The sequence below is a fragment of the Arthrobacter sp. KBS0702 genome, assembly GCF_005937985.2.
In the GTDB taxonomy this organism is placed as follows: Bacteria; Actinomycetota; Actinomycetes; order Actinomycetales; family Micrococcaceae; genus Arthrobacter.
In genome coordinates, this window is record NZ_CP042172.1 from 3,051,390 (window position 1) to 3,071,902 (window position 20,513).

The 20,513-nt window shown below is 70.5% G+C and carries 19 protein-coding genes and 1 pseudogene; 8 read left to right on the top strand and 12 right to left on the bottom strand.

What is annotated here, in order from left to right; genetic code table 11:
• Nucleotides 1-104 precede the first annotated feature (104 nt).
• Both FFF93_RS14085 and FFF93_RS14090 read left to right on the top strand, forming a co-directional pair.
• The gene (locus FFF93_RS14085) at nucleotides 105-2,666 is read left to right on the top strand and encodes a molybdopterin oxidoreductase family protein (protein ID WP_138768362.1); all 2,562 of its coding nucleotides are present in this window, start codon (nucleotides 105-107) and stop codon (nucleotides 2,664-2,666) included.
• Nucleotides 2,663-3,124: a hypothetical protein gene (locus FFF93_RS14090; protein ID WP_138768361.1), complete on the top strand. Its 462-nt coding sequence runs from the start codon at nucleotides 2,663-2,665 to the stop codon at nucleotides 3,122-3,124. The genes FFF93_RS14085 and FFF93_RS14090 overlap by 4 nt, the downstream gene beginning before the upstream one ends.
• On the opposite strand, the gene FFF93_RS14095 is transcribed toward FFF93_RS14090, so the two are convergent.
• Together FFF93_RS14095 and FFF93_RS14100 are read right to left on the bottom strand one after the other, a co-directional pair.
• Nucleotides 3,121-3,510: a low affinity iron permease family protein gene (locus FFF93_RS14095; RefSeq protein WP_138768360.1), complete on the bottom strand. Its 390-nt coding sequence runs from the start codon at nucleotides 3,508-3,510 to the stop codon at nucleotides 3,121-3,123. The genes FFF93_RS14090 and FFF93_RS14095 overlap by 4 nt on opposite strands.
• Nucleotides 3,511-3,626: 116 nt before the next feature.
• The gene (locus FFF93_RS14100; RefSeq protein WP_138768359.1) at nucleotides 3,627-4,280 is read right to left on the bottom strand and encodes a helix-turn-helix transcriptional regulator; all 654 of its coding nucleotides are present in this window, start codon (nucleotides 4,278-4,280) and stop codon (nucleotides 3,627-3,629) included.
• A gap of 210 nt (nucleotides 4,281-4,490) precedes the next feature.
• Here FFF93_RS14100 and FFF93_RS14105 point away from each other — a divergent pair.
• A pseudogene (locus tag FFF93_RS14105) lies at nucleotides 4,491-5,567 on the top strand (MFS transporter); the annotation flags it as partial.
• 84 nt (nucleotides 5,568-5,651) lie between these two features.
• On the opposite strand, the gene FFF93_RS17170 reads toward FFF93_RS14105, so the two are convergent.
• Complete coding sequence (locus FFF93_RS17170; protein WP_138768357.1) at nucleotides 5,652-7,286, bottom strand: methyltransferase; 1,635 nt, start codon at nucleotides 7,284-7,286, stop codon at nucleotides 5,652-5,654.
• A 74-nt stretch (nucleotides 7,287-7,360) separates the two neighbouring features.
• Entirely contained in the window at nucleotides 7,361-8,116 is a 756-nt protein-coding gene (locus FFF93_RS14115) for a MerR family transcriptional regulator (protein ID WP_138768356.1), read from the bottom strand.
• 330 nt (nucleotides 8,117-8,446) lie between these two features.
• On the opposite strand from FFF93_RS14115, the gene FFF93_RS14120 reads away from it, so the two are divergent.
• From FFF93_RS14120 to FFF93_RS14130, 3 genes are read left to right on the top strand one after another with little or no spacing between them, the layout of a single operon-like run.
• On the top strand, nucleotides 8,447-9,604 hold the full coding sequence (locus FFF93_RS14120) for a hypothetical protein (RefSeq protein WP_138768355.1): 1,158 nt from the start codon (nucleotides 8,447-8,449) through the stop codon (nucleotides 9,602-9,604).
• Nucleotides 9,605-9,654: 50 nt separating this feature from the next.
• On the top strand, nucleotides 9,655-10,110 hold the full coding sequence (locus FFF93_RS14125) for a hypothetical protein (protein WP_138768354.1): 456 nt from the start codon (nucleotides 9,655-9,657) through the stop codon (nucleotides 10,108-10,110).
• A gap of 50 nt (nucleotides 10,111-10,160) precedes the next feature.
• Entirely contained in the window at nucleotides 10,161-10,697 is a 537-nt protein-coding gene (locus FFF93_RS14130; protein WP_138768353.1) for a DUF6023 family protein, read from the top strand.
• A 26-nt stretch (nucleotides 10,698-10,723) separates the two neighbouring features.
• On the opposite strand, the gene FFF93_RS14135 is transcribed toward FFF93_RS14130, so the two are convergent.
• The gene (locus tag FFF93_RS14135) at nucleotides 10,724-11,668 is read right to left on the bottom strand and encodes a rhodanese-related sulfurtransferase (protein ID WP_138768352.1); all 945 of its coding nucleotides are present in this window, start codon (nucleotides 11,666-11,668) and stop codon (nucleotides 10,724-10,726) included.
• A gap of 275 nt (nucleotides 11,669-11,943) precedes the next feature.
• Here FFF93_RS14135 and FFF93_RS14140 point away from each other — a divergent pair, with 275 nt between their 5' ends.
• Both FFF93_RS14140 and FFF93_RS14145 read left to right on the top strand, forming a co-directional pair.
• On the top strand, nucleotides 11,944-12,636 hold the full coding sequence (locus FFF93_RS14140; protein WP_138768351.1) for a GNAT family N-acetyltransferase: 693 nt from the start codon (nucleotides 11,944-11,946) through the stop codon (nucleotides 12,634-12,636).
• 82 nt (nucleotides 12,637-12,718) lie between these two features.
• On the top strand, nucleotides 12,719-15,139 hold the full coding sequence (locus tag FFF93_RS14145; RefSeq protein ID WP_138768350.1) for a DEAD/DEAH box helicase: 2,421 nt from the start codon (nucleotides 12,719-12,721) through the stop codon (nucleotides 15,137-15,139).
• 30 nt (nucleotides 15,140-15,169) lie between these two features.
• Here the strand turns inward: FFF93_RS14145 and FFF93_RS14150 are convergent, their stop codons facing one another.
• The 7 genes from FFF93_RS14150 to ssd form a co-directional block, all read right to left on the bottom strand.
• Nucleotides 15,170-15,520 carry an Rv3654c family TadE-like protein gene (locus FFF93_RS14150; RefSeq protein ID WP_315851456.1) on the bottom strand — a complete coding sequence of 117 codons (351 nt, stop codon included), beginning with the start codon at nucleotides 15,518-15,520 and terminating at the stop codon, nucleotides 15,170-15,172.
• 67 nt (nucleotides 15,521-15,587) lie between these two features.
• Nucleotides 15,588-16,007, bottom strand: coding sequence for a TadE family type IV pilus minor pilin (locus tag FFF93_RS14155; RefSeq protein ID WP_138768348.1), 420 nt, complete (start codon nucleotides 16,005-16,007; stop codon nucleotides 15,588-15,590).
• Complete coding sequence (locus FFF93_RS14160) at nucleotides 16,004-16,303, bottom strand: DUF4244 domain-containing protein (protein ID WP_138768347.1); 300 nt, start codon at nucleotides 16,301-16,303, stop codon at nucleotides 16,004-16,006. The genes FFF93_RS14155 and FFF93_RS14160 overlap by 4 nt, the downstream gene beginning before the upstream one ends.
• 169 nt (nucleotides 16,304-16,472) lie before the next feature.
• A complete protein-coding gene (locus FFF93_RS14165; RefSeq protein WP_261375151.1) occupies nucleotides 16,473-17,081 on the bottom strand; it encodes a type II secretion system F family protein in 609 nt (202 codons plus the stop codon).
• On the bottom strand, nucleotides 17,078-17,923 hold the full coding sequence (locus FFF93_RS14170; RefSeq protein WP_138768346.1) for a type II secretion system F family protein: 846 nt from the start codon (nucleotides 17,921-17,923) through the stop codon (nucleotides 17,078-17,080). The genes FFF93_RS14165 and FFF93_RS14170 overlap by 4 nt, the downstream gene beginning before the upstream one ends.
• Nucleotides 17,920-19,236 carry a TadA family conjugal transfer-associated ATPase gene (locus tag FFF93_RS14175; protein ID WP_138768345.1) on the bottom strand — a complete coding sequence of 439 codons (1,317 nt, stop codon included), beginning with the start codon at nucleotides 19,234-19,236 and terminating at the stop codon, nucleotides 17,920-17,922. The genes FFF93_RS14170 and FFF93_RS14175 overlap by 4 nt, the downstream gene beginning before the upstream one ends.
• Nucleotides 19,233-20,363 carry a septum site-determining protein Ssd gene (gene ssd / locus FFF93_RS14180; protein ID WP_138768344.1) on the bottom strand — a complete coding sequence of 377 codons (1,131 nt, stop codon included), beginning with the start codon at nucleotides 20,361-20,363 and terminating at the stop codon, nucleotides 19,233-19,235. The genes FFF93_RS14175 and ssd overlap by 4 nt, the downstream gene beginning before the upstream one ends.
• Between the last annotated feature and the right edge of the window lie 150 nt (nucleotides 20,364-20,513).

Consider the following 20,513-nt stretch of genomic DNA (forward strand, 5'->3'; position numbering starts at 1 on the left):
CGGCGTGCCGGAAGGCTCTGGACTCGTTCTAAGCATGCTGATAAATCTGGTGGGCAGATCCCGATTCCGCGGGATCCATCGACGGCCCGGAACGGGAGAACGACATGGTTGACCGTATTGCCGAGATTTGGGGCACGAGGACGCCTTATCCCAAGGACGGGCTGTGGCCGGTCCGAGTGGACCAGGCACTCGGTGAAGGTGTCACGGAGGACGACGTCGACCGCTGGGTCCAGTCCGCCTGTGTGCTCTGCAGCAACGGCTGCGCGTGCGACATCGCCGTGAAGGACGGCGCCATGGTCGGTATCCGCGGCCGCGCCGGAGACTTGGTCAACCACGGCAGACTGGGGCCGAAGGGCCTGTTCGCCAGTTGGCAGGGCGTGTCCCACCGGGACCGACTCAAGCGGCCTTTGATCCGGGAAAACGGCCGGCTCGTCGAATGCGACTGGGACACCGCCATGAACCGCATCGCCGAGCGGAGCCGGCAGCTGCTGCGCGAACGCGGGCCCCTTAGCCACGGTTTCTACACCAGCGGTCAGCTGTTCCTTGAGGAGTACTACGCCTTGGCCGTCATCGGGAAAGCAGGACTCGGAACGCCCCACATGGACGGCAACACACGCCTGTGCACCGCCACTGCGGCGGCGGCATTGAAGGAGTCCTTCGGCGCCGACGGACAGCCCGGCACTTACACCGACATCGACAGCTGCGACGCGATCTTCCTCTACGGTCACAACATGGCCGAGACGCAGACCGTCCTATGGTCCCGTGTGCTGGACCGCATCGCCGGGCCGGACCGCCCCAAAGTCGTCTGCGTTGACCCGCGCGACACGGAGGTGGCGCGGTACGCCGATGTCCACCTCGCCGTCCGGCCGGGCACCAATCTTGCCCTGATGAATGCCCTGGTCCACGAAATCCTTGCGCACGGCTGGTTCGACAAGGACTACGTGAACGAACATACGGTAGGCCTGGACAAGCTCAAGGCCACCGTCCTGCCGTGGACGGCGGAAGCAGCGGCGGCGGTCTGCGACGTGAGGGCCGCCGACATCAGGGAAGCCGCCCGCATCTTCGGCACCTCGGGACGCGTGCTTTCCACCGTTCTTCAGGGCTTTTACCAGTCCGCGCAGGCCACCGCCGCCTCTTGCCAGGTCAACAACCTGCACCTGCTCCGCGGGCTGCTGGGGCGGCCCGGATGCGGGATCCTGCAGATGAACGGGCAGCCGACCGCGCAGAACAACCGCGAATGCGGGGCGGACGGGGATCTCCCCGGCTTCCGGAACTGGGAGAACCCGGAGCACATCCGGGAACTGGCCGAGCTCTGGGACGTTGACCCCTTGACCATCCCGCACTGGGCGCCACCGACGCACGCGATGCAGATCTTCCGCTACGCCGAGCAGGGCTCCATCGAATTTCTCTGGATTTCGGCGACCAACCCCGCGGTCTCCATGCCCGACCTGCCCCGGATCCGGAGCATTCTGGCCAAACCCGAGCTGTTCGTGGTGGTACAGGACCTGTACCTGACCGAGACGGCGCAGGCCGCCGATGTCGTGCTGCCCGCGGCCGGCTGGGGTGAAAAGACGGGGACCTTCACCAACGTCAACCGCACCGTCCACCTTTCGGACAAGGCCGTCGAACCGCCCGGTGAGGCGCGGAGCGACCTGGACATCTTCCTCGACTACTCCCGCCGGATGGGGTTCACCACCCTGCAGGGCGAACCGCTGCTTCCCTGGACCGGGCCCGAGGAGGCCTTTGAGGCGTGGAAGAAGTGCTCCCATGGCCGGCCCTGCGACTACAGCGGCATGAGCTACGAGCGGCTCCGTGGCGGCAGCGGCATCCAGTGGCCCTGCAATGAGGAGAATCCGGACGGCCGCGAGCGGCTCTACGCGGACGGGGTCTTCCCCACAGACCCGGACTACTGCGAAAGCTATGGGCATGACCTCCTAACCGGCGCCACCGTGGGCGCCGAGTCCTTCCGCGCCAGCGTCCCGCGTGGCCGGGCCATCCTGAAGACCGCCGACTATTCCCCTCCCCACGAGGAGCCCGACGGCCGGTACCCGTTCCGGTACACCACGGGACGAACCGCCTACCACTTCCACACTCGGACCAAGACCGGACGGTCCCGGCCCCTGACCCAGGCCGCGCCCCGCGCCTGGGTGGAGCTCAGCCCGCACGACGCCGAACGGCTGGGAGTCCGGGAAGGCGACCTGGTCCGGGTGGCGTCGCGGCGCGGCCGGATCGAAGTCCCGGCCCGCGTCAGCGACATCCGCACCGGAACGGTCTTCGCGCCGTTCCACTACGGATACTGGGACGGGGACGGCTCCCCCGGCGAACACCCGACAGCCGCGAACGAGCTCACCATCACCGAATGGGATCCTGTCTCGAAGCAGCCGGTCTTCAAGAACGCGGCCGTCAAGGTGGAGAAGATCGGCGAGGGTACGGGCCCCGCACCGGCGCCGACCACGACGGCTTCGCGCCCGTCCGCTGCGACCGAAGGCCCGGGCACGCAGCGGCCGCGGCCGACGACCGGAGGCGGCGAAGCCGACGCCACGGAGCAAGTCGATGCCGCGCCGCCGCCCCGCTTTACGGAAGCGGTCAGGGCCGGCCGGCCCGGCCCGGGCAGCAACCGACCCGACGGCATCAGCGGAGGCACCGGCCAGGAGGAACGGCCATGAATTTGAACATCTACCTGGGCATGCTGCACCATGCTGAAAACACCCTGGCGGAGTCATTCCGCCAGGTCGCGGCCGGTCACGGCGCGGAGCCCGACGTGCACTTCCTGTGCCATACCCTGGCGCAACAGTGCGAGGAGCACAGCCGCCTTCTGCACCCGATCGTCCAGCGCTACGGCGAAGACCCTTCGGATGCCGAGCCGGAACGACTCCACGCCGGGGGCCTTTCCAGCACGCGCCAAGGCCCGGTGGGGCTGCTGCGGGACCTGCAGGACCTGTACCTGCTGGCCACCTTCGTCGACGTTACCTGGACGATGGTCAAACAAGCCGCCTCGGCCCTCCGCGACCGTGAACTGCTGGAGGTGGTGTCCCGGTGCGACAGCGAGACCGCCGTGCAGCTGCGCTGGCTGCAGACCCGAATGAAACAGGCCGCTCCGCAGGCCCTGATCGCGGCGCGCTAGCTCGGATCTTCCGAGACGGCTGCGCGCTCGATCCGCTCCCGCTGACGTTCGATTTCCTTCTCGCCTTCGTTTTCCGCGTCGTACAGCTTCGCATTGCTGACCTTGAGCTCCAGCATCAGGGCATCCAGTTTCAGGTGCAGGGCGGCGGTGTCCCGGTTCTGGGTGTTCTGAATGATGAACACCATCAGGAAGGTGACGATGGTGGTGCCGGTGTTGATGACCAGTTGCCAGGTATCCGAAAACTGCAGGAGCGGGCCGGTAAAGGCCCAAACCACCAGCACGGCGACCGCAGCGCTGAAGACCCAGGCGTGGCCAAGAATCCTGGCCGTTGCTGTGGTGAACCGCGTGAATACATCCGGACGGTTGTCCGTCTTGGTTTCAGCCATGTCCCGTTCGCTTTCCCTCGATAATCCGCCGCCGCCTGGCCGGACGGGCCGCGGGACTGCCGGAGCCTCGCGGTCCCTCAAGTCTGGCACCGGACTGCGGGATCTGGCGGTTCTGCCTAGGAAGCGGAGGCGGCCTTGCCCCGGTCGTCCGGAATCATCGACCACATGGTGGCCATCCGCTCCGCGCCTTCGGGCACCCGGTCCGGGTCCTCGAGCTCGTAGTCCTTCAGAAGGTCAAAAAGCCTCTCGTTCAGTTCCGCGCGCTGGGCGGGAGTCAGGTACAGCAGGCTGCTGGCCAGCACCACCGCGGAGGGGCCGTCGGCGGTGTCGCCGGCCTCTCGCCGCTCATTGCGGGCCTTGGCGTATGCAAGAACCCGTCGGCGGTAGGCGTCGAGTTCGAGGTCCACGACGGCGAGTTCCCCGCCCGCCACTCCCCCGAGCGAGTGGATGGTGAAGTCCGTGCCCGCGGCCTTCCAGCGCCGTTCCCTGGCGTCTCCGGCGGTGGCGGCGGGTACGACGATGCCCCACTTCTGGAGGGCGCGCAGATGGTAGCTCATGGCGCTGGGGGTGAGGCCGGTCTGCGCGGCCAGTTCGGTGGCCGTCCGGCTGACCTGGGTGGAATACAGCTCTGAAATCACCTCGAGCCGGGCGGCGTGGGCCAGGGCCCGGATCGCCTTCGGGTCGGTGATTTCGACCTTCTTTTCCGGACGCTGCCGGCGCTTGGCGGCCGGGGCAGCGGACGGCTCGGCCTTCGAGGTATCTGCATTCACACCTCCAGTCTAGCTAGGCCCGCCAAACTATGAAAGGAATGCTTGACACTATGCCGCCGGCGCGATACTTTTCATTCTATGAAGCAGATATTTCATAAAATGCGGGGTGCATCCGCCAGACCGTCGCTCTGGCGCAACCGCGACTTCCTGCTCGCCAGCAGTTCCCGTTTCCTGGCCACGGCCGGCATGGGCGCCGTCGTGGTCAGCGTCATGCTGCACCTGCAGAACGTCGCGGCGGCCGGCGCGGCGGCCGCCGGGCCGTGGCTGGTGGCCGGCTACCTGCTGTGTTCGGCACTGCCGCTGGTGCTGCTGGCACCGTGGGCGGGCCGGCTGGCCGACACCCGGGATTCCCGCACGCTCGCGACGGCGGCATCCGCGGTCAGCGCCGCAGCCGTGGCGGGGATGGGCGTCAGCTTGCAGTACGTGGACAACCACATCCCGGTTTTGTTTGCCATGACCTTCGTGCTGGACGCCGCGCAGGCCGTGGCCGGCCCCACCTGGCAGGCACTGCTGCCCCGGATCGTCGGCGAGGAACGCACCCCGCGGGCGATGGGAACCATGCAGGCCACCATCATGATTGCCGGTATGGCCGGGCCGGCGGCGGGCGGCCTGCTCAGCGGCTGGGGCGGTTCGGGACTCGTGTTCGGCGTCGCGAGCGGCTGCTACCTGGCGATGGGCGCCGGCGCCCTGCTGATCCGGACCCGGCGCGGCACCGCGGCCGAACGGGCCGGCCGCCAGGCCCCCGCCCTGCTGGACGGCCTGCGGCTGATCCGCCGGGACCCCCTGGTCTGGGCCCTGGTGCTCGGCGCCCTGTTCTTCATCGTCGTGGGCGAGGCCACCAACGTGCTCGAGGTCTTCCTGGCCCGGGGTGAACTCGGTGCCACCGAGACCCAATACGGGCTGCTGGCAGCGGCCTTCGGCCTCGGTATGGCTGCAGGCGCGGCGCTGGCGGGCCGGATCACGACGCCGCCCGCCAGGCTGCGGGTGTTGCTGGCCTCCATGGTCCTGACCTCGGCGTTCCTGGCGGTGATGGCGCTGGTGCCGACCGTGGAGCTGCTCTTTGCGGCCTACACGGCGATGGGCGCGGCTTGTGGCGCCCTCAACGCGGGCTTCGGGGCCATCGCGATCCTGCGCATCCCGGAAAGCGGGCGCGGCCAGGCGATGGCGATCATCGGCGGCATGACCCGGGCGGTCTCCATCGCTGCCCTGGCGATTGGCGGCCTGCTGGGCGCGCTGCTGCCGATCCGGCTGAGTTTCCTCATCACGGGGGCCGGCGGGGTGCTGGTGGCCCTGGCCGTCACCGCCTATGTGCTGCCCCGGTTCGGCCGCGAGGGCGCGGTGCCGTCGGTGGCGTCGGCTGCGGCGCCGGCCTCAGGCGGGGAGCAGGAAGCCGTCGCGCACCAGGTTGCCGACTTCGCCGAGGAGCCCCTCGCGGAACGCCACGCCGTCGTAGCCCTCGTACCCGCCCAGCAGGGCATCCAGGGCGCCGATGATCTGCCCGACGGAGAGCTCGCCGTCGCACGCTGAGACAAAGCCGGCCAGCTCGGTGCTGAGCAGGTTGGTGCGGCGCAGTCCGGCGCCCTGGCGCAGCAGGATGACGCCGGGGTGTCCGGCGCCGGGGCGCTGGTGCCGTTCCTCGGTGACGTCGTCGGCGACCAGCAGGTGCGCGGCCGATAGCTCGTGGGAGGCCAGCCAGTCCGCGCGCTCGACGGCGGCGCCCAGGTGCGGGCCGACGGGCTGTTCGATCGGGTAGGTGATCTCCTCGAAGCGGGAGATCACCGGACGGGCGGCCGCCGCGGGGCGCCGCAGCCAGATCATCCCGAAGCCGATGCCCTCCACGTTCCGCGCGGCGAAGTCGTCCAGGTACGCGGCGTAGGAGGCCTGGTAGAGCCGGCGGTCGCGGGCCTCCGAGGCGTCCTGCAGCCAGGTCTCGGCATACTGTTCCGGGCTGACCTGCTCACGCTGGATGAACCAGACGTCCGCCTCCGGGCTGGTCCAGCTTTGCGGCCGGTCCGCCCAGGCGGCACCCGCCGGGATTTCCCAGTTGCCCAGAAGCTGGGCTGTTCCGCCGGGGGCGAGGACGGTCGGGATGTCGCGGACCAGCGAGGACACAATCTCGTCCCCCGGCAGGCCGCCGTCGCGGTAGGTGAACTGGTCCGCGGCGGTCTCCCCGGCGCCGCGCGGGGTGATCACGAAGGGCGGGTTGGAGACCACGAGCTCGAACTCCTCCCCCGCCACTGGCTCGAGCAGCGAGCCCAGCCGCAGGCTCACCCGGGCCTCCAGTTCGGTCGGGTCCAGGTGCAGCGCCGCAGCGTTGAGCAGCAGGTTGAAACGCGTGAAGGCCAGGGCCCGCTCGGAGATGTCGGTGGCGGTGACGTGTTCGGCATGGTGCAGCAGGTGGAAGGTCTGGATGCCGCAGCCGGTGCCGAGGTCCAGGGCGCGGGCCACATGTCGGCGGGCGGTGACCTGGACCAGGGTGGTGGATGCCTGCCCGATGCCCAGCACATGGTCGTGGCGCAGCACGCCCGGCCGCTGGTGCGCGGCCAGGTCGCTGGCCACCCAGAGTTCGGCGCCGCCGTTGCTGACGGTATCTTCCCCGGACGTTCCCTCCCAGCCGTAAGGGCGGAGGTCCACCTTCGCCTGGATCCGGTCGTCCCCGGACGGCTCCGCCAGACCGAGCTCCAGCAGCCCCTCGGTACGGATGCCCGGGAGGGCGGCGTCGAGGGTTCCTGTTTCCTGCGGTTCGGCCAGCAGCCAGAGCCGGACGACGGCGGCGAGCGCCGCCGTCGCTGGTGTGCTGCGGGCGGCCTCGGTGGCGATGAGGGCCGGGATGAGCTGGTCCCGGGCCAGCGCCGCGTGGGCGGCCTCGCCGAGGAGCCCGGCGACGCCGTCGACCGTGTAGCCGATCCGGCGCAGGTCCGCGGCGAGCGCCTGGAGCAACTCGGGGAAGTCGCTGCGGGGAGCGTCGGGGGTGTTACCGGCCGTGAAAAGCGTTGAAGGGGTCACCGGACAAGTTTAGGCGCGGGCTATGCAGGTCCCTGCCGGCTCCTGGCGGCCCTTGCCGCGGAATCGTTTCCGGGCTAGAGGTGTTTGCGCGCGTAGGCCTGCAGTGCGTCCCGCACGAAGGCCGCCCCGGCCGCCCCGCCGTAGTTGGCGGAGAAGCGCGGATCCGCCACGTACATGTCGCCCAGGCCGGTCACGTACTCCTTCACGCTCCCGCCGGCTGCGGCAGGGGTCCCCGGAGTGCCGCTGAGCCACTCGACCTGGCGCCGGGCCAGGTCCTGCGCTTCCGGACCGTCCGGGGCGGTCCCAGATTCCGCGGCCGCGGTCCAGTCGTCGCCGAGTTGCTTGGAGGCCCGCTTCCAGGTTTCCTTGTCGGCGGCACCCAGGCCGCGCCACCATGCGTCGCCCTGCGCGTACGCGTCCTTGCCCCATCGCTCCTGTACCTCCTGCTGGTAACGGGTGTGGTCGAAGCCGTCGAACATTTTCTCTGCCATGATTTCCCTTCCTGCCTGCACTGCCTCGATGGTGTGCTGGACCGACGCGATCTGCCGGGCCAGCCTGTCCTGTTCCTGCCGCAGCCACGCCAAGTGGCCGGCCAGCGCACGCTCCGCAGGCCGTTCGTGGGCGAGGACCTCGGCGATCGCCGGCAGGCCCAGGCCCAGCTCGCGCAGGAGCAGGATGCGCTGGAGCCGGAGCAGCGCGGCCTGGTCGTAGTACCGGTAGCCGTTCTCCCCGGTGCGGCTTGGCTTGAGCAGCCCAACGCCGTCGTAGTGGCGAAGGGTCCGGCTTGTGGTGCCGGCAAGCTTGGCGATCTGCTGCACTGACCACTCCACAGCCCGCTCCACGACGACTCCTCCCGCATCCCGGTCTTTCCGGGCCGCTACTGCGAGCCTAAATCTTGACGTTGCGTCAAGGTCAAGCCCTGCCGGTTTGGCCGGCCGGCCGGTGTGCAGGCGGGTGTGCCGGCAGGTGGGCCGGTTTGCCGGACTCGGCCCAGGCGTACCATTGAGCCATGCACAAGCAGCAGCGATTTATCAGCCCTCGGCCGCTTACCGGCCGCACGGGCTTCCTGACGCGCGCCTAACTGCGGCCGCCGGGGTCCGTCCGGCGCAGCGGCTGAGGGTGACTTTCCCTCCCCGCCGCTGAAAACCAAGGACCCCGCCATGAAGACCTACCTTTCCCTGCCCGAACTGAACTCCGCCCTCGCCGTGCGCGACTTATCTGATCCGGCCGCCGGACCGCACGCCGTCCAACTGCTGCTGGCCGAAGTGGTGGCCGGTCTGGAACGGCTCTGGGACATTCCAGCCACGACGCACCGCCAGAACCCCCTCGTGGCCACCGCGGACAACTATGACCGCCTGGGCTACTCGGGCGACGACGTCACCCGGGACTCGCGCTATTCCCGCCACGTCAGCCCCACCGTGATGCTCCGCAGCCACACCTCGGCCGGGATCCCCGCCCTGCTGGACACGCTCCGCGGAGAGACCGGCCACTACGACCGGCTCCACGTGCTGCCGGGCCTGGTTTACCGGCGCGATGCCGTGGACCGGACCCACGTCGGCACGCCGCACCAGGTGGATCTGTGGCGGCTCAAGGCCCGCGGCCTGCTGGGCCCGGCAGAGCTGCATGCCATGATGGCCGCGGTGGTGGAAGCCGTGCTGCCGGCCGCCGAGTATCCGGACGTGCAGTGGCGCGCCACGCCGGCGGAACACAGCTATACGGCGATGGGGCAGCAGCTGGACGTGCTGGTGACCCGGCCCGACGGCACCCGGGAGTGGCTGGAACTGGCCGAGTGCGGGCTTGTGGCCGCGCGGGTGCTGCGCGGCTCCGGGCTGGATTCCCGACGCTGGGCCGGGCTGGCCCTGGGCTTGGGGCTGGACCGGGCGCTGATGCTGCGCAAGGGCATCCAGGACATCCGGCTCCTTCGCTCGGAACATCCGGAGGTGCAGTCGCAGTTGCAGGACCTCCGGCTGTACCGGCCGGTATCCGCCATGCCGGAGATCCGGCGCGACCTGTCCCTGGTCCTGGACGCGGTCGAGGAGGCCGACGGCGAGCTGCTGGGCGACCTGGCACGCACCGCCCTCGGCGCGGACGCCGAGCTCGTGGCTGCGCTGGAGATCCGGGCCGTGACGCCGGCCACGGAGCTTCCGCAGGCCGCCGTCGAACGCCTCCGGCTGGCACCGGGCCAGGTGAACGTCCTCGTCCGGCTGGTCCTGCAGCCGCTGGACCGGACCCTGACGGATGCGGAGGCGAACCGGCTGCGGGACCGGATCTATCTGACCCTGCACCGCGGCCGGGTGCTGGAGCTGATCGCCGGCTAGCGTGACCGGGCACGGGCGGGGAGGGGCGCTGGAGCCGGTAAGTTGGAGGCATGCTTTTCGCTCCCCCTCTGACGCGCCGCCCCCGAGCCGTCCGGCGTGCCCTCGCGGCGGCGGCCGGTGCCGCCGTTGTACTCGGCGCCTCGGCGTGCTCCCCCGCCGGTTCAATCGAATCCGCCAATGTGGACAGCTGGAAGGCCACCGCCCTGCCGTCTGCCAGCGGGATCGTCCTGGCGGACGCGGGCAAGATCCTGAACCGGGATCCGATCGCCAAAGATGCCACCGTACCGGCGGGCAGCTACACCCTGACGATGAGCTGCGACGGCGGCGGCAAGGAATTCTTCGACGTCTCCCTCGACGGCAACCGGCTCGCGGAGGCCGGGGCCGCCTGCAACGGGAGCCGGGAAACCGCCAGGATCAAGGTGCCCGCAGCCGGCCGGTTGACGATCAGCGCGTCCAGCGTGGACGCCCCGCTCATCTTTGCCTACCAGCTGGTGCCCGCCAACTGACGGGCCCATCGGCTCTGGTCCGGCGCCGCGGCCGGGCTTAAAGTCGGAGTATGCCCACCGCGCAGGCACCACGGCTGCATCGGTCGCGCGGCGCGGTCGCCGCCGCCGCGCTGGCCGTTGCCTTGGCCTGCGGACTGTCAGCTTGCGAGTATGAGTACGACGACGGCCTGTCCGCCGACGACACACCGTCCCCGTCGGTGACGTATACGGACGCAGCGCTCCCCCAGGATCCCGGTATGAACCGGCCGGTGACCGGGGCGGACCTGAACCACTGGGTGGCGGAAGTGTTGCCGGAGCTCCAAGGCCAGGTCTTTCATACCGGCTACGGCCTGCTGGACGCCGGGGCGACGCGGAATGAAACCACCACGCAATTGCCCAGCGGAACCTACGCCTTAACGCTGGTCTGCCGAAGCACCAGGCGCGTGTCCTTCACCATCCGGGACAAAGAAAACATCCTGGTGGACCTGAGCCTGCGGTGCGGCACCTCGCGGGTCAACGTGGTGCAGCTGGCCGCGGACACCGTCCTGACGGTCCGGGTCGAGTCGCTGGCGCCGGCGAACTTCGCCTACCGCGTTAGCCGCCTCTGAGTCCTTGGCGGCCGCTGCGCAGGCGACTAGGTCGCAGCCGGGCTCTGCGCAGTTTTGCTCTGCTCTCGGGGCTCAGGCGGTGCAGCCGTGGGGCAGCCGTCGGGGCAGCGCAACGTCGCGGGGTCCGAGGCGCAGTCGGCGCAATACAGGGTCAGCGTCCGGCAACTCGGGTTGGAGCAGTTCTCAAACTTGCTCGTGGGGGCTTCGCAGCGGACGCACTGGCCGATCGTTTTCGCATCTTCACTGAACTCGAGGTGCATGCGCTTGTCGAACACGTAAAGCGATCCCTCCCAGAGCCCCTGGTCCTTGAACGCCTCGCCGTAGCGGACGATGCCGCCGTCGAGCTGGTAAACCTCTTTGAAGCCGCGGTTGACCATCAGGCTGGAGAGGACCTCGCAGCGGATGCCGCCGGTGCAGTAGGTAACGACGGGCTTGTCTTTGAGGGCGTCGTACTTGCCCGAGTCGAGTTCCCTGATGAAATCGTGGGTGGTGGCAACGTCGGGGACGACAGCGTCCTTGAACCTGCCGATCTGCGCCTCGAAGCCGTTGCGCCCGTCGAAGAACACCACTTCGTCACCGGCCTGCTTCTTCTCCTCCACGAGCCGGTGCAGTTCTTCCGGTGCAAGGTGGGTGCCGCCGCCGACGACGCCGTTTTCGTCTACCTTGAGCTCGCCCGGGGCGCCGAAGGAGACAATCTCTTCCCGCACCTTGACGCTGAGCCGGGGGAAGTCCTCGGCCCCGCCGTCGGACCATTTCACGTCGACGCCGCGGAAGCCTTTGTATTCGCGGGTCGTCTTGACGTACTGCTTGACGGCTCCGATCTCGCCGCCGACGGTCGCGTTGATGCCGTCCTTGGAGATGATGATCCGGCCGGTCAGCCCGAGTTTCTCGCAGAGGGCGCGCTGCCAGAGCCGGACCGCTTCCGGGTCCGCGATCGGGGTAAAGCCGTAAAAGAGCACAATTCGATTCACGTATTTAAGCGTACTGGGCAGGGCAAAACGCAGTGCCGGGCCGGGCACGGACCAAGCGGCCGCGCAGTCCGCCGCCCAGTCCGCTGTCGCAGCATGGGGGCTGCCGGCGCGGCCCACCGGCGCCGCGCCGGGGGGCCTCCGGCGCGGCCCGCGGGGCGCTCTCCTCCCACGGCGGCTGCCCTCTCCCGGCCGATTGGGGTCACAATTGCGTAAGCAAGGGCCCTCACCGAACCCGGCCCCTGTTGCTTGTGCCGGGGCTGGAATACTCTCATCTCATGAGTCTTGACGCCATGGTTGAAGACACCACCCACCTCCTTGAGGTCTGGGTTGCCGGGTGGGCCGGTTGCCGGGGGTATGAGACGCGCAGGGAGGGCCGCTTCCCTGCCGTACTGAGAGCGGACACCACCCACGAATGGGAATATTTCGCCCATGATCCCTCAGACTCGGAGTTCGCTGACCTGGCCGCCAAGACCGCCGAGGTCCCGGCCCGGATCCTCACGATCCTCACGAACAATGTGCCTCGCTACACCTCCCTGGCCGCGCAGCACCGGCTGAACGTCACCTCTGCGTCGCAGACCATGATGATCGTGGACATGGAGACCCAGGACTCCGAGGATCCCTGGCTTCCGGACGACGACCTCAGGTGGGTGCCGTCGACAGCGGGCGGGGTACATCACGCCGTCGTCTATGCCGGCGATGAGGTCGCTGCCAGCGGACGGGTGTTCGTCGCCGACCACACCGCCGTCTTTGACAAGATCGTGACGGAGCCTGGGTTCCAGCGCCGGGGGCTCGGCAGCTTCATCATGCGGGCCCTGGCCGCGCAGGCGTTCGAGCACGACGTCGAAAGCGGGCTCCTGCTGGCCTCGCTGGACGGCCAGCAGCTGTACTCACATCTCGGCTGGAGCACGGTGTGCCACGTCCTGATGCTCTCTTCATCGGACGAGGGTGCCGACCTCTCCGTGGAGTGAGGCGGAGTCCTGCCCGGGAAGCGGGTCCGGGCGGCGGGCGGATCCTGCCGGGCGATTTGAGCCCGGGTGAAACAATGTTGGAGTGAATCCACATGAGTCCCTGATTCCGTTGCTGGGCCGCGGCCCGGACCCGGAGCAGCTGCGCCATGTGCGGACGATCCCGGCCCGGAAGGCCGTCAACGAGCCGTGGCCGGAGTGGGTCCACCCCGATCTCGTGGAGGCGTACGGCTCCCTCGGCATCCACGAGCCCTACCGCCACCAGGTCCAGGCGGCCGATCTGGCCCACGCGGGCGAACACGTGGTCATCGCGACAGGCACGGCCTCCGGCAAGTCCCTTGCCTACCAGTTGCCGGCGTTGGATGCGGTCCACCGTTCCGAACTGCGTGTCCTGGCCGACCCGGGCAAGATCCACGACGACGGCGCCGTGGCCCTCTACCTTTCCCCCACCAAGGCTCTGGCGGCCGACCAACTGGCCGCCATCCGCTCGCTCCGGCTTCCCACCGTCCGCGCCGAAACCTACGACGGCGACACCGACCCCGCCTCCCGCCGCTGGATCCGGGACCACGCCAACGTAATCCTGGCCAATCCGGACATGCTGCACTTCGGGATCCTGCCGAACCACGCCTGGTGGGCGCGGTTCTTCCGCCGGCTGCGCTACGTGATTGTGGACGAGGCGCACAGCTACCGCGGCGTCTTCGGCTCGCACGTGGCCAACCTGATGCGCCGGCTGCGGCGGATCTGCGCCTACTACAGTCCCGGCGCCGACCATCCCGGTCCCGTGTTCATCGCCGCCTCGGCCACAGCGTCCGACCCCGGGACGTCCTTCGGCCGTCTCATCGGCGCTCCGGTCCGGGCAGTGTCCGAGGACTGCTCGCCGCATGGTGCCACCACGGTGGCATTCTGGGAGCCGGCCCTGACGGAGTTACGCGGCGAGAACGGCGCCAAGGAGCGCCGTACCGCCGTGGCCGAAACCTCGGACCTGCTGGCGAACCTGGTCTCCTCCCGGATCCGGACGATCGCCTTCATCAAGTCCCGGCGCGGGGCCGAGACGATCGCCTCCATCACCAGGCGCCTCCTCGACGAAGTGGACCCCAGCCTGCCGCAACGGGTGGCGGCCTACCGCTCCGGGTACCTGCCGGAGGAGCGGCGGGCGTTGGAAAAGGCGCTGCGCTCCGGCGAGCTGTTGGGCGTTTCCAGCACGTCGGCGCTGGAACTGGGCATCGACATCTCGGGCCTGGACGCGGTCCTGGTCGCCGGCTGGCCGGGAACCCGGGCGTCGCTGTTTCAGCAGATCGGCCGGGCGGGCCGCGCCGGACAGGACGCCATCGCCGCGTTCGTCGCCAGTGACGATCCGCTCGACACGTATCTGGTGAACCACCCCGAGGCGATCTTCGACGTATCGGTGGAGGCCACAGTCTTCGACCCCTCGAATCCGTACGTGCTGGGACCCCACCTGTGCGCAGCCGCGGCAGAGCTTCCGCTGGGGTACGCGGAGCTTGAGTTGTTCGGCCCGACCGCCGAGAAACTGCTGGACCAGCTGGTCGCCCAGGGCTATCTCCGCAAGCGTCCGGCGGGCTGGTTCTGGACGCACCCGCAGAGCGCCGCCGCGATGGTGAACCTGCGGGCCGACGGCGGCGGACCGGTGAGCATTGTGGATGCCGACACCGGTTCCTTGCTCGGCACCATGGATTCACCCCAGACGCACTATCAGGCGCACACCGGCGCGATTTATGTGCATCAGGGCGAGAGCTATGTGGTCGAGGACCTGAACGAAGGCGAGCACTGCGTCGTGGTGCGGCGCGCCAACCCCGACTACTACACGACGGCGCGCGACGTGACCCAGATTGAGGTCCTGGAGACGCTCCGCACCACGCAGTGGGGCGACGTAGCGGTGCATTTCGGCGATGTGAAAGTGACGACACAGGTGGTCTCCTTCCAGCGCAAGGCGCTGATTTCCAACGAGATCCTCGGCGAGGAGCCGCTGCAGCTGGGCGCCCGGGACCTGTTCACCAAGGCGGTCTGGTTCGTGATGGACAACCGCTCCCTCACGGGCGCGGGGCTGATCGAAGCGCAGTTCCCGGGCGCGTTGCACGCGGCCGAGCACGCGGCCATCGGACTGCTGCCGCTGGTGGCGTCCAGCGACCGGTGGGACATCGGCGGGGTGTCCACGGCCATCCACGCCGACACCGGAGTCCCCACGATTTTTGTGTACGACGGCCACCCCGGCGGAGCCGGCTTCGCCGAGCGCGGCTACAACAAGGCCAGGGTGTGGCTCTCCGCGACGCGCGACGCGATCAGGGCCTGCGAATGCGAGTCGGGCTGCCCGTCCTGCGTTCAGTCGCCCAAATGCGGCAACAAGAACAATCCGCTGGACAAGGATGCCGCCGTCACGCTGATCGAGATGCTGTTGACTGACGCCACGGACGTCATGGGCGGCCCCGCCGGGGAGGACGTGACCCCGTCCGCCGGGGCACCCGGTCAGGTGACGACCCCGGCCGGGTAGTCCGGGAGGGACTGATAGGCCGGCGTCCGGCTAGCCCGTGCCCGTCGGCGGCGGCGGCGGACGGCCAGGCCCGGGCGGCCCGGCGTCCACGGACGGCGGCGGTCCCGCCCGGGCGAGCCCCGAAGCCGGACCGAACATGCTTCGGAGGGGCAGCTCTGTCCGAACCTGGACGATGTCACCGACAGCCACGGAACAGCCCACCAGCCGTGCGCCATGCCGGCCAGCGACCTCAGAGGCGACGGCACACGGCTCGCCGGCGGTCAGTCCGCGGGCGGCGTCCGCAGCCGCCAGCGCCGCCAGGTCCGCAGCTGCGGCGGCCTTCGAGGCCATCACCGCGGCCTGGGCCAGCAGGACGACCCCGGTCAGCGCCAAGAGCAGCACCAGCCCGAGGCCGGTCGCGAGGACCGTGCCCGCTCCGAGCTCGGGGTTCCGGGCCAGGGCCCGCGCATCACGCGTCCCGGCTCAGGACCAGGGGCATCTTCGCTGGCGCGGAAAGTGCCGGGGCGCCCGCGGATTCACGCCGCGCCCAGGCCCTCGCCGTGAGCGTCCACGGGATCAGTGGACCCGCTGCCCCGCTCACGGTCCCGGACACCGTAACGCTGAGCCAGACGCCGTCGGCGGTCACGGTTGCCCGCGCCGAATCCCCGGCGAGCTGCCGGACGATGCCGCCGACGGCGGCCGCGTCTTCGCCGCGGGCCAGCGCCCGGGCGCCGGCCCGGGCCGCCTCTTCGAGCCGGAGTTGTGTCAGCCCGGCGGCCGACCCGGCCAGCAACAGGCCAAGGACCAGGAGTACGGCCGGCAACGCGACGGCGAACTCGGCCGTCACGGCGCCCCGGGTCGCCTCCGAGGCCGGCGGCGCCCCGTTCACGGCAGGGCGAGGGCTGTGCGGATAAGGTTCAGCAGGAACCCCCGGACCTCTTCGCTGCGCATGATCAGCACAAGCAGGCCCGCGAATCCTACGGCCGCCAGCGTGGCGATCGCGTATTCGGCGGTCGCCATCCCCGCTTCGGAGCGGAGGAGTTTCCGCTGCCGGCGCTCCGGCCTCGGGAAGACCTGCACCGGACGGGCTTGCCTTGCGCCCGGATAGATTTCGCGTACTTCGGCGGTTTCGGTCCCGACGGGCGCGTGGTCGGGGCCGTCCGGGGCGTTGCGGTGGAAAGTCATGAGCGTTCCTCTCGGGAGATTCCGGCGCAGTCACCGGCTCATTCCAATCTCCGTCGTCCGTTCCCTGAAGGTAAGGGCGCTGCTCCGCCAAGTGGATAAGTTCGGCTGTGGAGGAGGAGTCCCGGCACACCGGCCAAGTTCCGGCAGCGGGCAGGCCGCCCGACGCCGGTCATGTGCCCGGGGGCAGCAGCGCGAGCAGCACCGGCACAATACCCAGGCAGACGAAGGCGGGCAGCGAGCAGAGTCCCAGCGGGATGACGAGCTTCACGCCCAGCACGGCGGCTCGCCGCTCCGCCTCCCGGAACTGCTCGCGGCGCAGCCGGGAGGCCTCCGCGTACAGGATGGCCGATGACGGAACGCCGGTCAGTGCCGCAAAACCCAGGGCCTCGCGGAGCGCCAGCACCGGGGCGGGAGCGCTGCGGGAGCCCCGCCAGGCGGTCTCCCAGTCGGCGCCGATCGCAAGGGCGGACACGACCGGCCCCAGCGGGCGGCTGATCTCTGGCTCGGCGTGCGCGGCGATCAGTTCAAGCGAGCGGCCAAGCCCGGATCCGGCGTCCAGCATGGCGCCGATCAGTTCCAGCATCAGGACGGGATCCCGGAGTCCGCGGTTCCGGGCCGCCTGGTCATCGCGGCCCCCCTTGACGCCGCCGGTTGCCCCGCCAGACCGGTGCGCGCCCCGCTCCCTCCAACGCCGGGCCGACCGCCGCTGGTCCGCGCCCGCCACGACCAGAGCCGCGGCCAGCAGCGCGGCCACCGCGAGGCCACCCGGCGGGGTCACGGCTGCCGCCCGGCCGCGGCCCGGACGAGGCGGGCGGACCAGAACCGGCCAGAGGCGGTGAGTGCGAGCCCCGCGATAAGCGCCGTCATGCCCCAGGGACTGCCGAGGAGGATGGCCCAGGGTTCCACACCAAGCAATAGCCCGACCCCGAGCCCCAGGAAAGGCAGCCAGGTCAGGATCCGGGCCGTAGCTTTGGGCCCGGCGAGCGCGGTCTCCCGGGCGGCCCGGGCGTCGCCCTCAGATTCCAGGTGGGCGGCGAAGCGCGTCAGGACGTCGGCGAGCGGGCAGCCACTGGCATCGGCCACGTCGAAGCACGCGGCAAGGTCCATCCAGACCGCCTGTTCCCCGCGGTCCGAACCCCGGGGTGCGGACCGGCCGCGTTCCGGGGAGGCTCGGGCTCGGATGGCTGCGGCCACCGGCAACCCCCGCAGGGCCGCAGCCCGGGCAGCGGCCAGGATCTCTCGGGACGTCGCACCCAGCGCACCGGAGCGGCCCGCCGTTCCGTCGTGCCGCCCCGGGCTGTCCGGCGGTTGCAGCGCAGACGCCGGGTCCCCGTAGAGCTGCCAGAGGTCCTCCCACATCCGGGCAGGCGTCCGGCCGCCCTTCAACAGTGCGGCCAGCTGTTGCACAAGCACGGTCAGGGGAACCTCCGATGCGGCCGCACCCCTGCCCCGGCGCGGAAAGCGGCCCCGCCAGCGGCGCAGGCGGGCCGCGAGCACTTCCGGCAGATGCCTGCCCGACGGAACAGAGAGGACCTTCCGAAGGCGCCGGCCCGGGCCGGCCGACGGCGCGAGGAGCAGGCAAAGCGCCAGCGCCAGGATCCCGGTGAGCGCGGCAGTCATGGCAGCCTGGAGGCCACGGCGGGGCGGACGGTTCCGGCGTGGTCAATACTGCCGGGAGCGGCAAGCGGGTCCATGCCGAGGCGGGCCGCCAGCTCCGGCCAGGCGGGACCGGGGAGGACCGCGCCGTCGACGGTTTCCAGGGCCAGCGAGACGGCCAGACCGGACCCGTTTTCCCCGACCAGCCCGACGGAAGCCACCTGCCGGCCCTGACGGGTCCGTTCCAGGTGGACAACCGCGTCTAGGGCGCTGGCCGCCTGGAGCCGGACGGCGTCGGGTCCCATGCCCGCGAGCGCGCCGAGCGCCGTCAGTCGGGCCGGGACCGCGGCGGCCGTATTGGCATGGATGGTGCCGCCGGCGCCGGTGTGCCCCGTGTTCATCGCGGAGAGCAGTTCCCGGACCTCCGCACCGCGGCACTCCCCTACCACCAGCCGGTCGGGACGCATCCGCAGGGCCTGCCGGACCAGTTCGCCGAGATCGACGGCGCCGCCGCCCTCAAGATTGCTGTGGCGCGATTCCAACGACACCACGTGGGGATGGACGGGGTTCAGCTCCGCGGCGTCCTCGATCAGGACGAGTCGCTCACCGGGCCGGCACAGGCCAAGGAGCGTGGCGAGCAGCGTCGTCTTTCCCGACCCCGTCGCGCCGCTGACCAGGAAGCTCAGCCGGCACGCCACCATCCGTTCCAGCACCTCCCGCATGAGGGGGCCGAACATGCCGGCCCGGCCGAGCTCGTCCAGGGAGAAGACCGACTCGCGCCGGATCCGCACGCTCAGCAGCGTTCCGGCCGTGGAGATCGGCGGTAGCACCGCGTGGACCCGATAGCCGCCCTCGAGCCTGACATCCATGCAGGGCGAACCGTCGTCCAGTCGGCGCCCGCCGGCGGCCACCAGCCGGGCGGCCAGCGCGCGGACCTCGGCCTCACCGGCGAAGGTTACCGGGGCGCGTTCGAGCCCGCGGCCCCGGTCCAGCCACACCGAGGCCGGGCCATTGACGAAGATATCCGTCACGAGCGGGTCACGGGTCAGCGGCTGTAGCGGTCCCAGCCCGTTCAGTTCGGCGCTGATGCTTTCGACGGCGGCCAGCGCCCCGGCGGTGCCGAGGAGCTTGCCGCTGGCCTGCACGGCCGCGGCCACGCGGGAGGGCGTGACCGGGCCTGCGTCGGCCATGACCGATTCGCGGACCGCTTCCAACAGCCGCGCATCCACCCGCCGCTGGGGGCCGCGCAGCTGCCTGCGGGACGGGGGCCCGGCCGGGCCGGCTGGACCGGCCGGACCAACCGCGTCCGGCGGATCTGCTGCCGCATGCGAACTCATGGGTAGCGGTCCCCGTCGAGATCGAGGACGGCGTCGGTGAAGCGCTGCACGCCGCGCCGTCCCCCTGCGTCCAGCAGGCGCCCGAGTTCCGTGGCGTCCGCGGTTCCGCGGACCTCGGGCATGATGGCCTGCACGGGGAGCCCCACGGCTTCGGAAATGAGCTGGAGGTCCAGGGTGGTCCTTGGTCTCGCCCGGACCACAAGCGCGGTATCCACCGGCGGAAGTTCGTGGACCAGGCGGGTGGACGCCACCGCGGCCCGGAGCTGGGCCGGCAGCACGATGAGAACCCGGTCGCATTCCCACGCGAAGGTGCGCAGCGCCTCCCGTCCGCGGCCGATGTCCAGCAGGACAAGCTCGTAGCACCGCCGCGCCGCATCGAGCACTCCGGCCACCGCAGCGGGGTCGATGCCCCCGGGCCGCTCCCGGTTGCCCGGCCACGACAGGAAGGAGAAACCGCCCGCCTCCGGCAGCGCCTCGTGGAGCTGACCCGGGTCTATGCTGCCGCTGGCCTCGGCGAAGTCGGGCCAGCGGAGACCGGGGGCGTCCTCGGCGGCAAGAGCCAGTTCGAGGCCGCCGCCCCAGGGATCCCCGTCGATCAGGAGCACCCGGGCGCCGAGGCCCGCCGCGGCCTGGGCCAGCCAGATCGCGGCCGTCGTGGCGCCGGCGCCCCCGCAGCCGCCGGTTACGCCGAGGACGTGGCCGCCCGGATCGGGGACCTGCGAGCGGCTCAGGTATTCCGCCAGCCACGGGCCGCCCTCGGGAAGCACAGCCACGCGGTCGGCCCCCATCACGGCGGCCAGCTGCCAGAGGCTGTCTCCTTCGCCGCTCAGGCCCACGAGCACGGCAGGGGCGCGGTGCCGGACCGGCAGTTCGCGTACATCGCTGCCGACCAGCACCGCGACAGCCGAGTCCCAGTACGGGGCCGCCTCCGTGGCGTCCCGTGCGCGGCTCAGCTGGCGCCCGGCGGCGGCGACGATGCGCTCCACCTCGCCGCGCAGAACCTCGGATCCGGTGATGAGGAGCGTCTCCGCCGCCCGGTCCGGAAGCCAGGCAGCAGGCGGGGCCCCGGACACGGGTTGGATTCCGGGCTGGGGCGTCACGGGCTCGGGTAGCTGGTGCCTGCTCATGCCACCACTGTGGGCGCCCCGGGCGCGGGACAAAACCGCCGTCGCCGGCTATGTGGAAAAGCGGCGCGGAAAGCGCCGAGGAAAACCCCGGATTCAGGCACCTGGCGGCGGCGGGTCTGGGCGGTGGCCGTCGCGGACGTACCGGCAGGG

What these genes read in the sequence shown, in the direction of transcription:
- FFF93_RS14090 (WP_138768361.1), top strand. Translation starts at nt 2,663, where the DNA reads ATGAATTTGAACATCTACCTGGGCATGCTGCACCATGCTGAAAACACC.
- FFF93_RS14130 (WP_138768353.1), top strand. Translation starts at nt 10,161, where the DNA reads ATGCCCACCGCGCAGGCACCACGGCTGCATCGGTCGCGCGGCGCGGTC.
- FFF93_RS14160 (WP_138768347.1), bottom strand. Translation starts at nt 16,303, where the DNA reads ATGACTTTCCACCGCAACGCCCCGGACGGCCCCGACCACGCGCCCGTC.
- ssd (WP_138768344.1), bottom strand. Translation starts at nt 20,363, where the DNA reads ATGAGCAGGCACCAGCTACCCGAGCCCGTGACGCCCCAGCCCGGAATC.
- FFF93_RS14140 (WP_138768351.1), top strand. Translation starts at nt 11,944, where the DNA reads ATGAGTCTTGACGCCATGGTTGAAGACACCACCCACCTCCTTGAGGTC.
- FFF93_RS14120 (WP_138768355.1), top strand. Translation starts at nt 8,447, where the DNA reads ATGAAGACCTACCTTTCCCTGCCCGAACTGAACTCCGCCCTCGCCGTG.
- FFF93_RS14125 (WP_138768354.1), top strand. Translation starts at nt 9,655, where the DNA reads ATGCTTTTCGCTCCCCCTCTGACGCGCCGCCCCCGAGCCGTCCGGCGT.
- FFF93_RS14085 (WP_138768362.1), top strand. Translation starts at nt 105, where the DNA reads ATGGTTGACCGTATTGCCGAGATTTGGGGCACGAGGACGCCTTATCCC.
- FFF93_RS14170 (WP_138768346.1), bottom strand. Translation starts at nt 17,923, where the DNA reads ATGACTGCCGCGCTCACCGGGATCCTGGCGCTGGCGCTTTGCCTGCTC.
- FFF93_RS14175 (WP_138768345.1), bottom strand. Translation starts at nt 19,236, where the DNA reads ATGAGTTCGCATGCGGCAGCAGATCCGCCGGACGCGGTTGGTCCGGCC.
- FFF93_RS14095 (WP_138768360.1), bottom strand. Translation starts at nt 3,510, where the DNA reads ATGGCTGAAACCAAGACGGACAACCGTCCGGATGTATTCACGCGGTTC.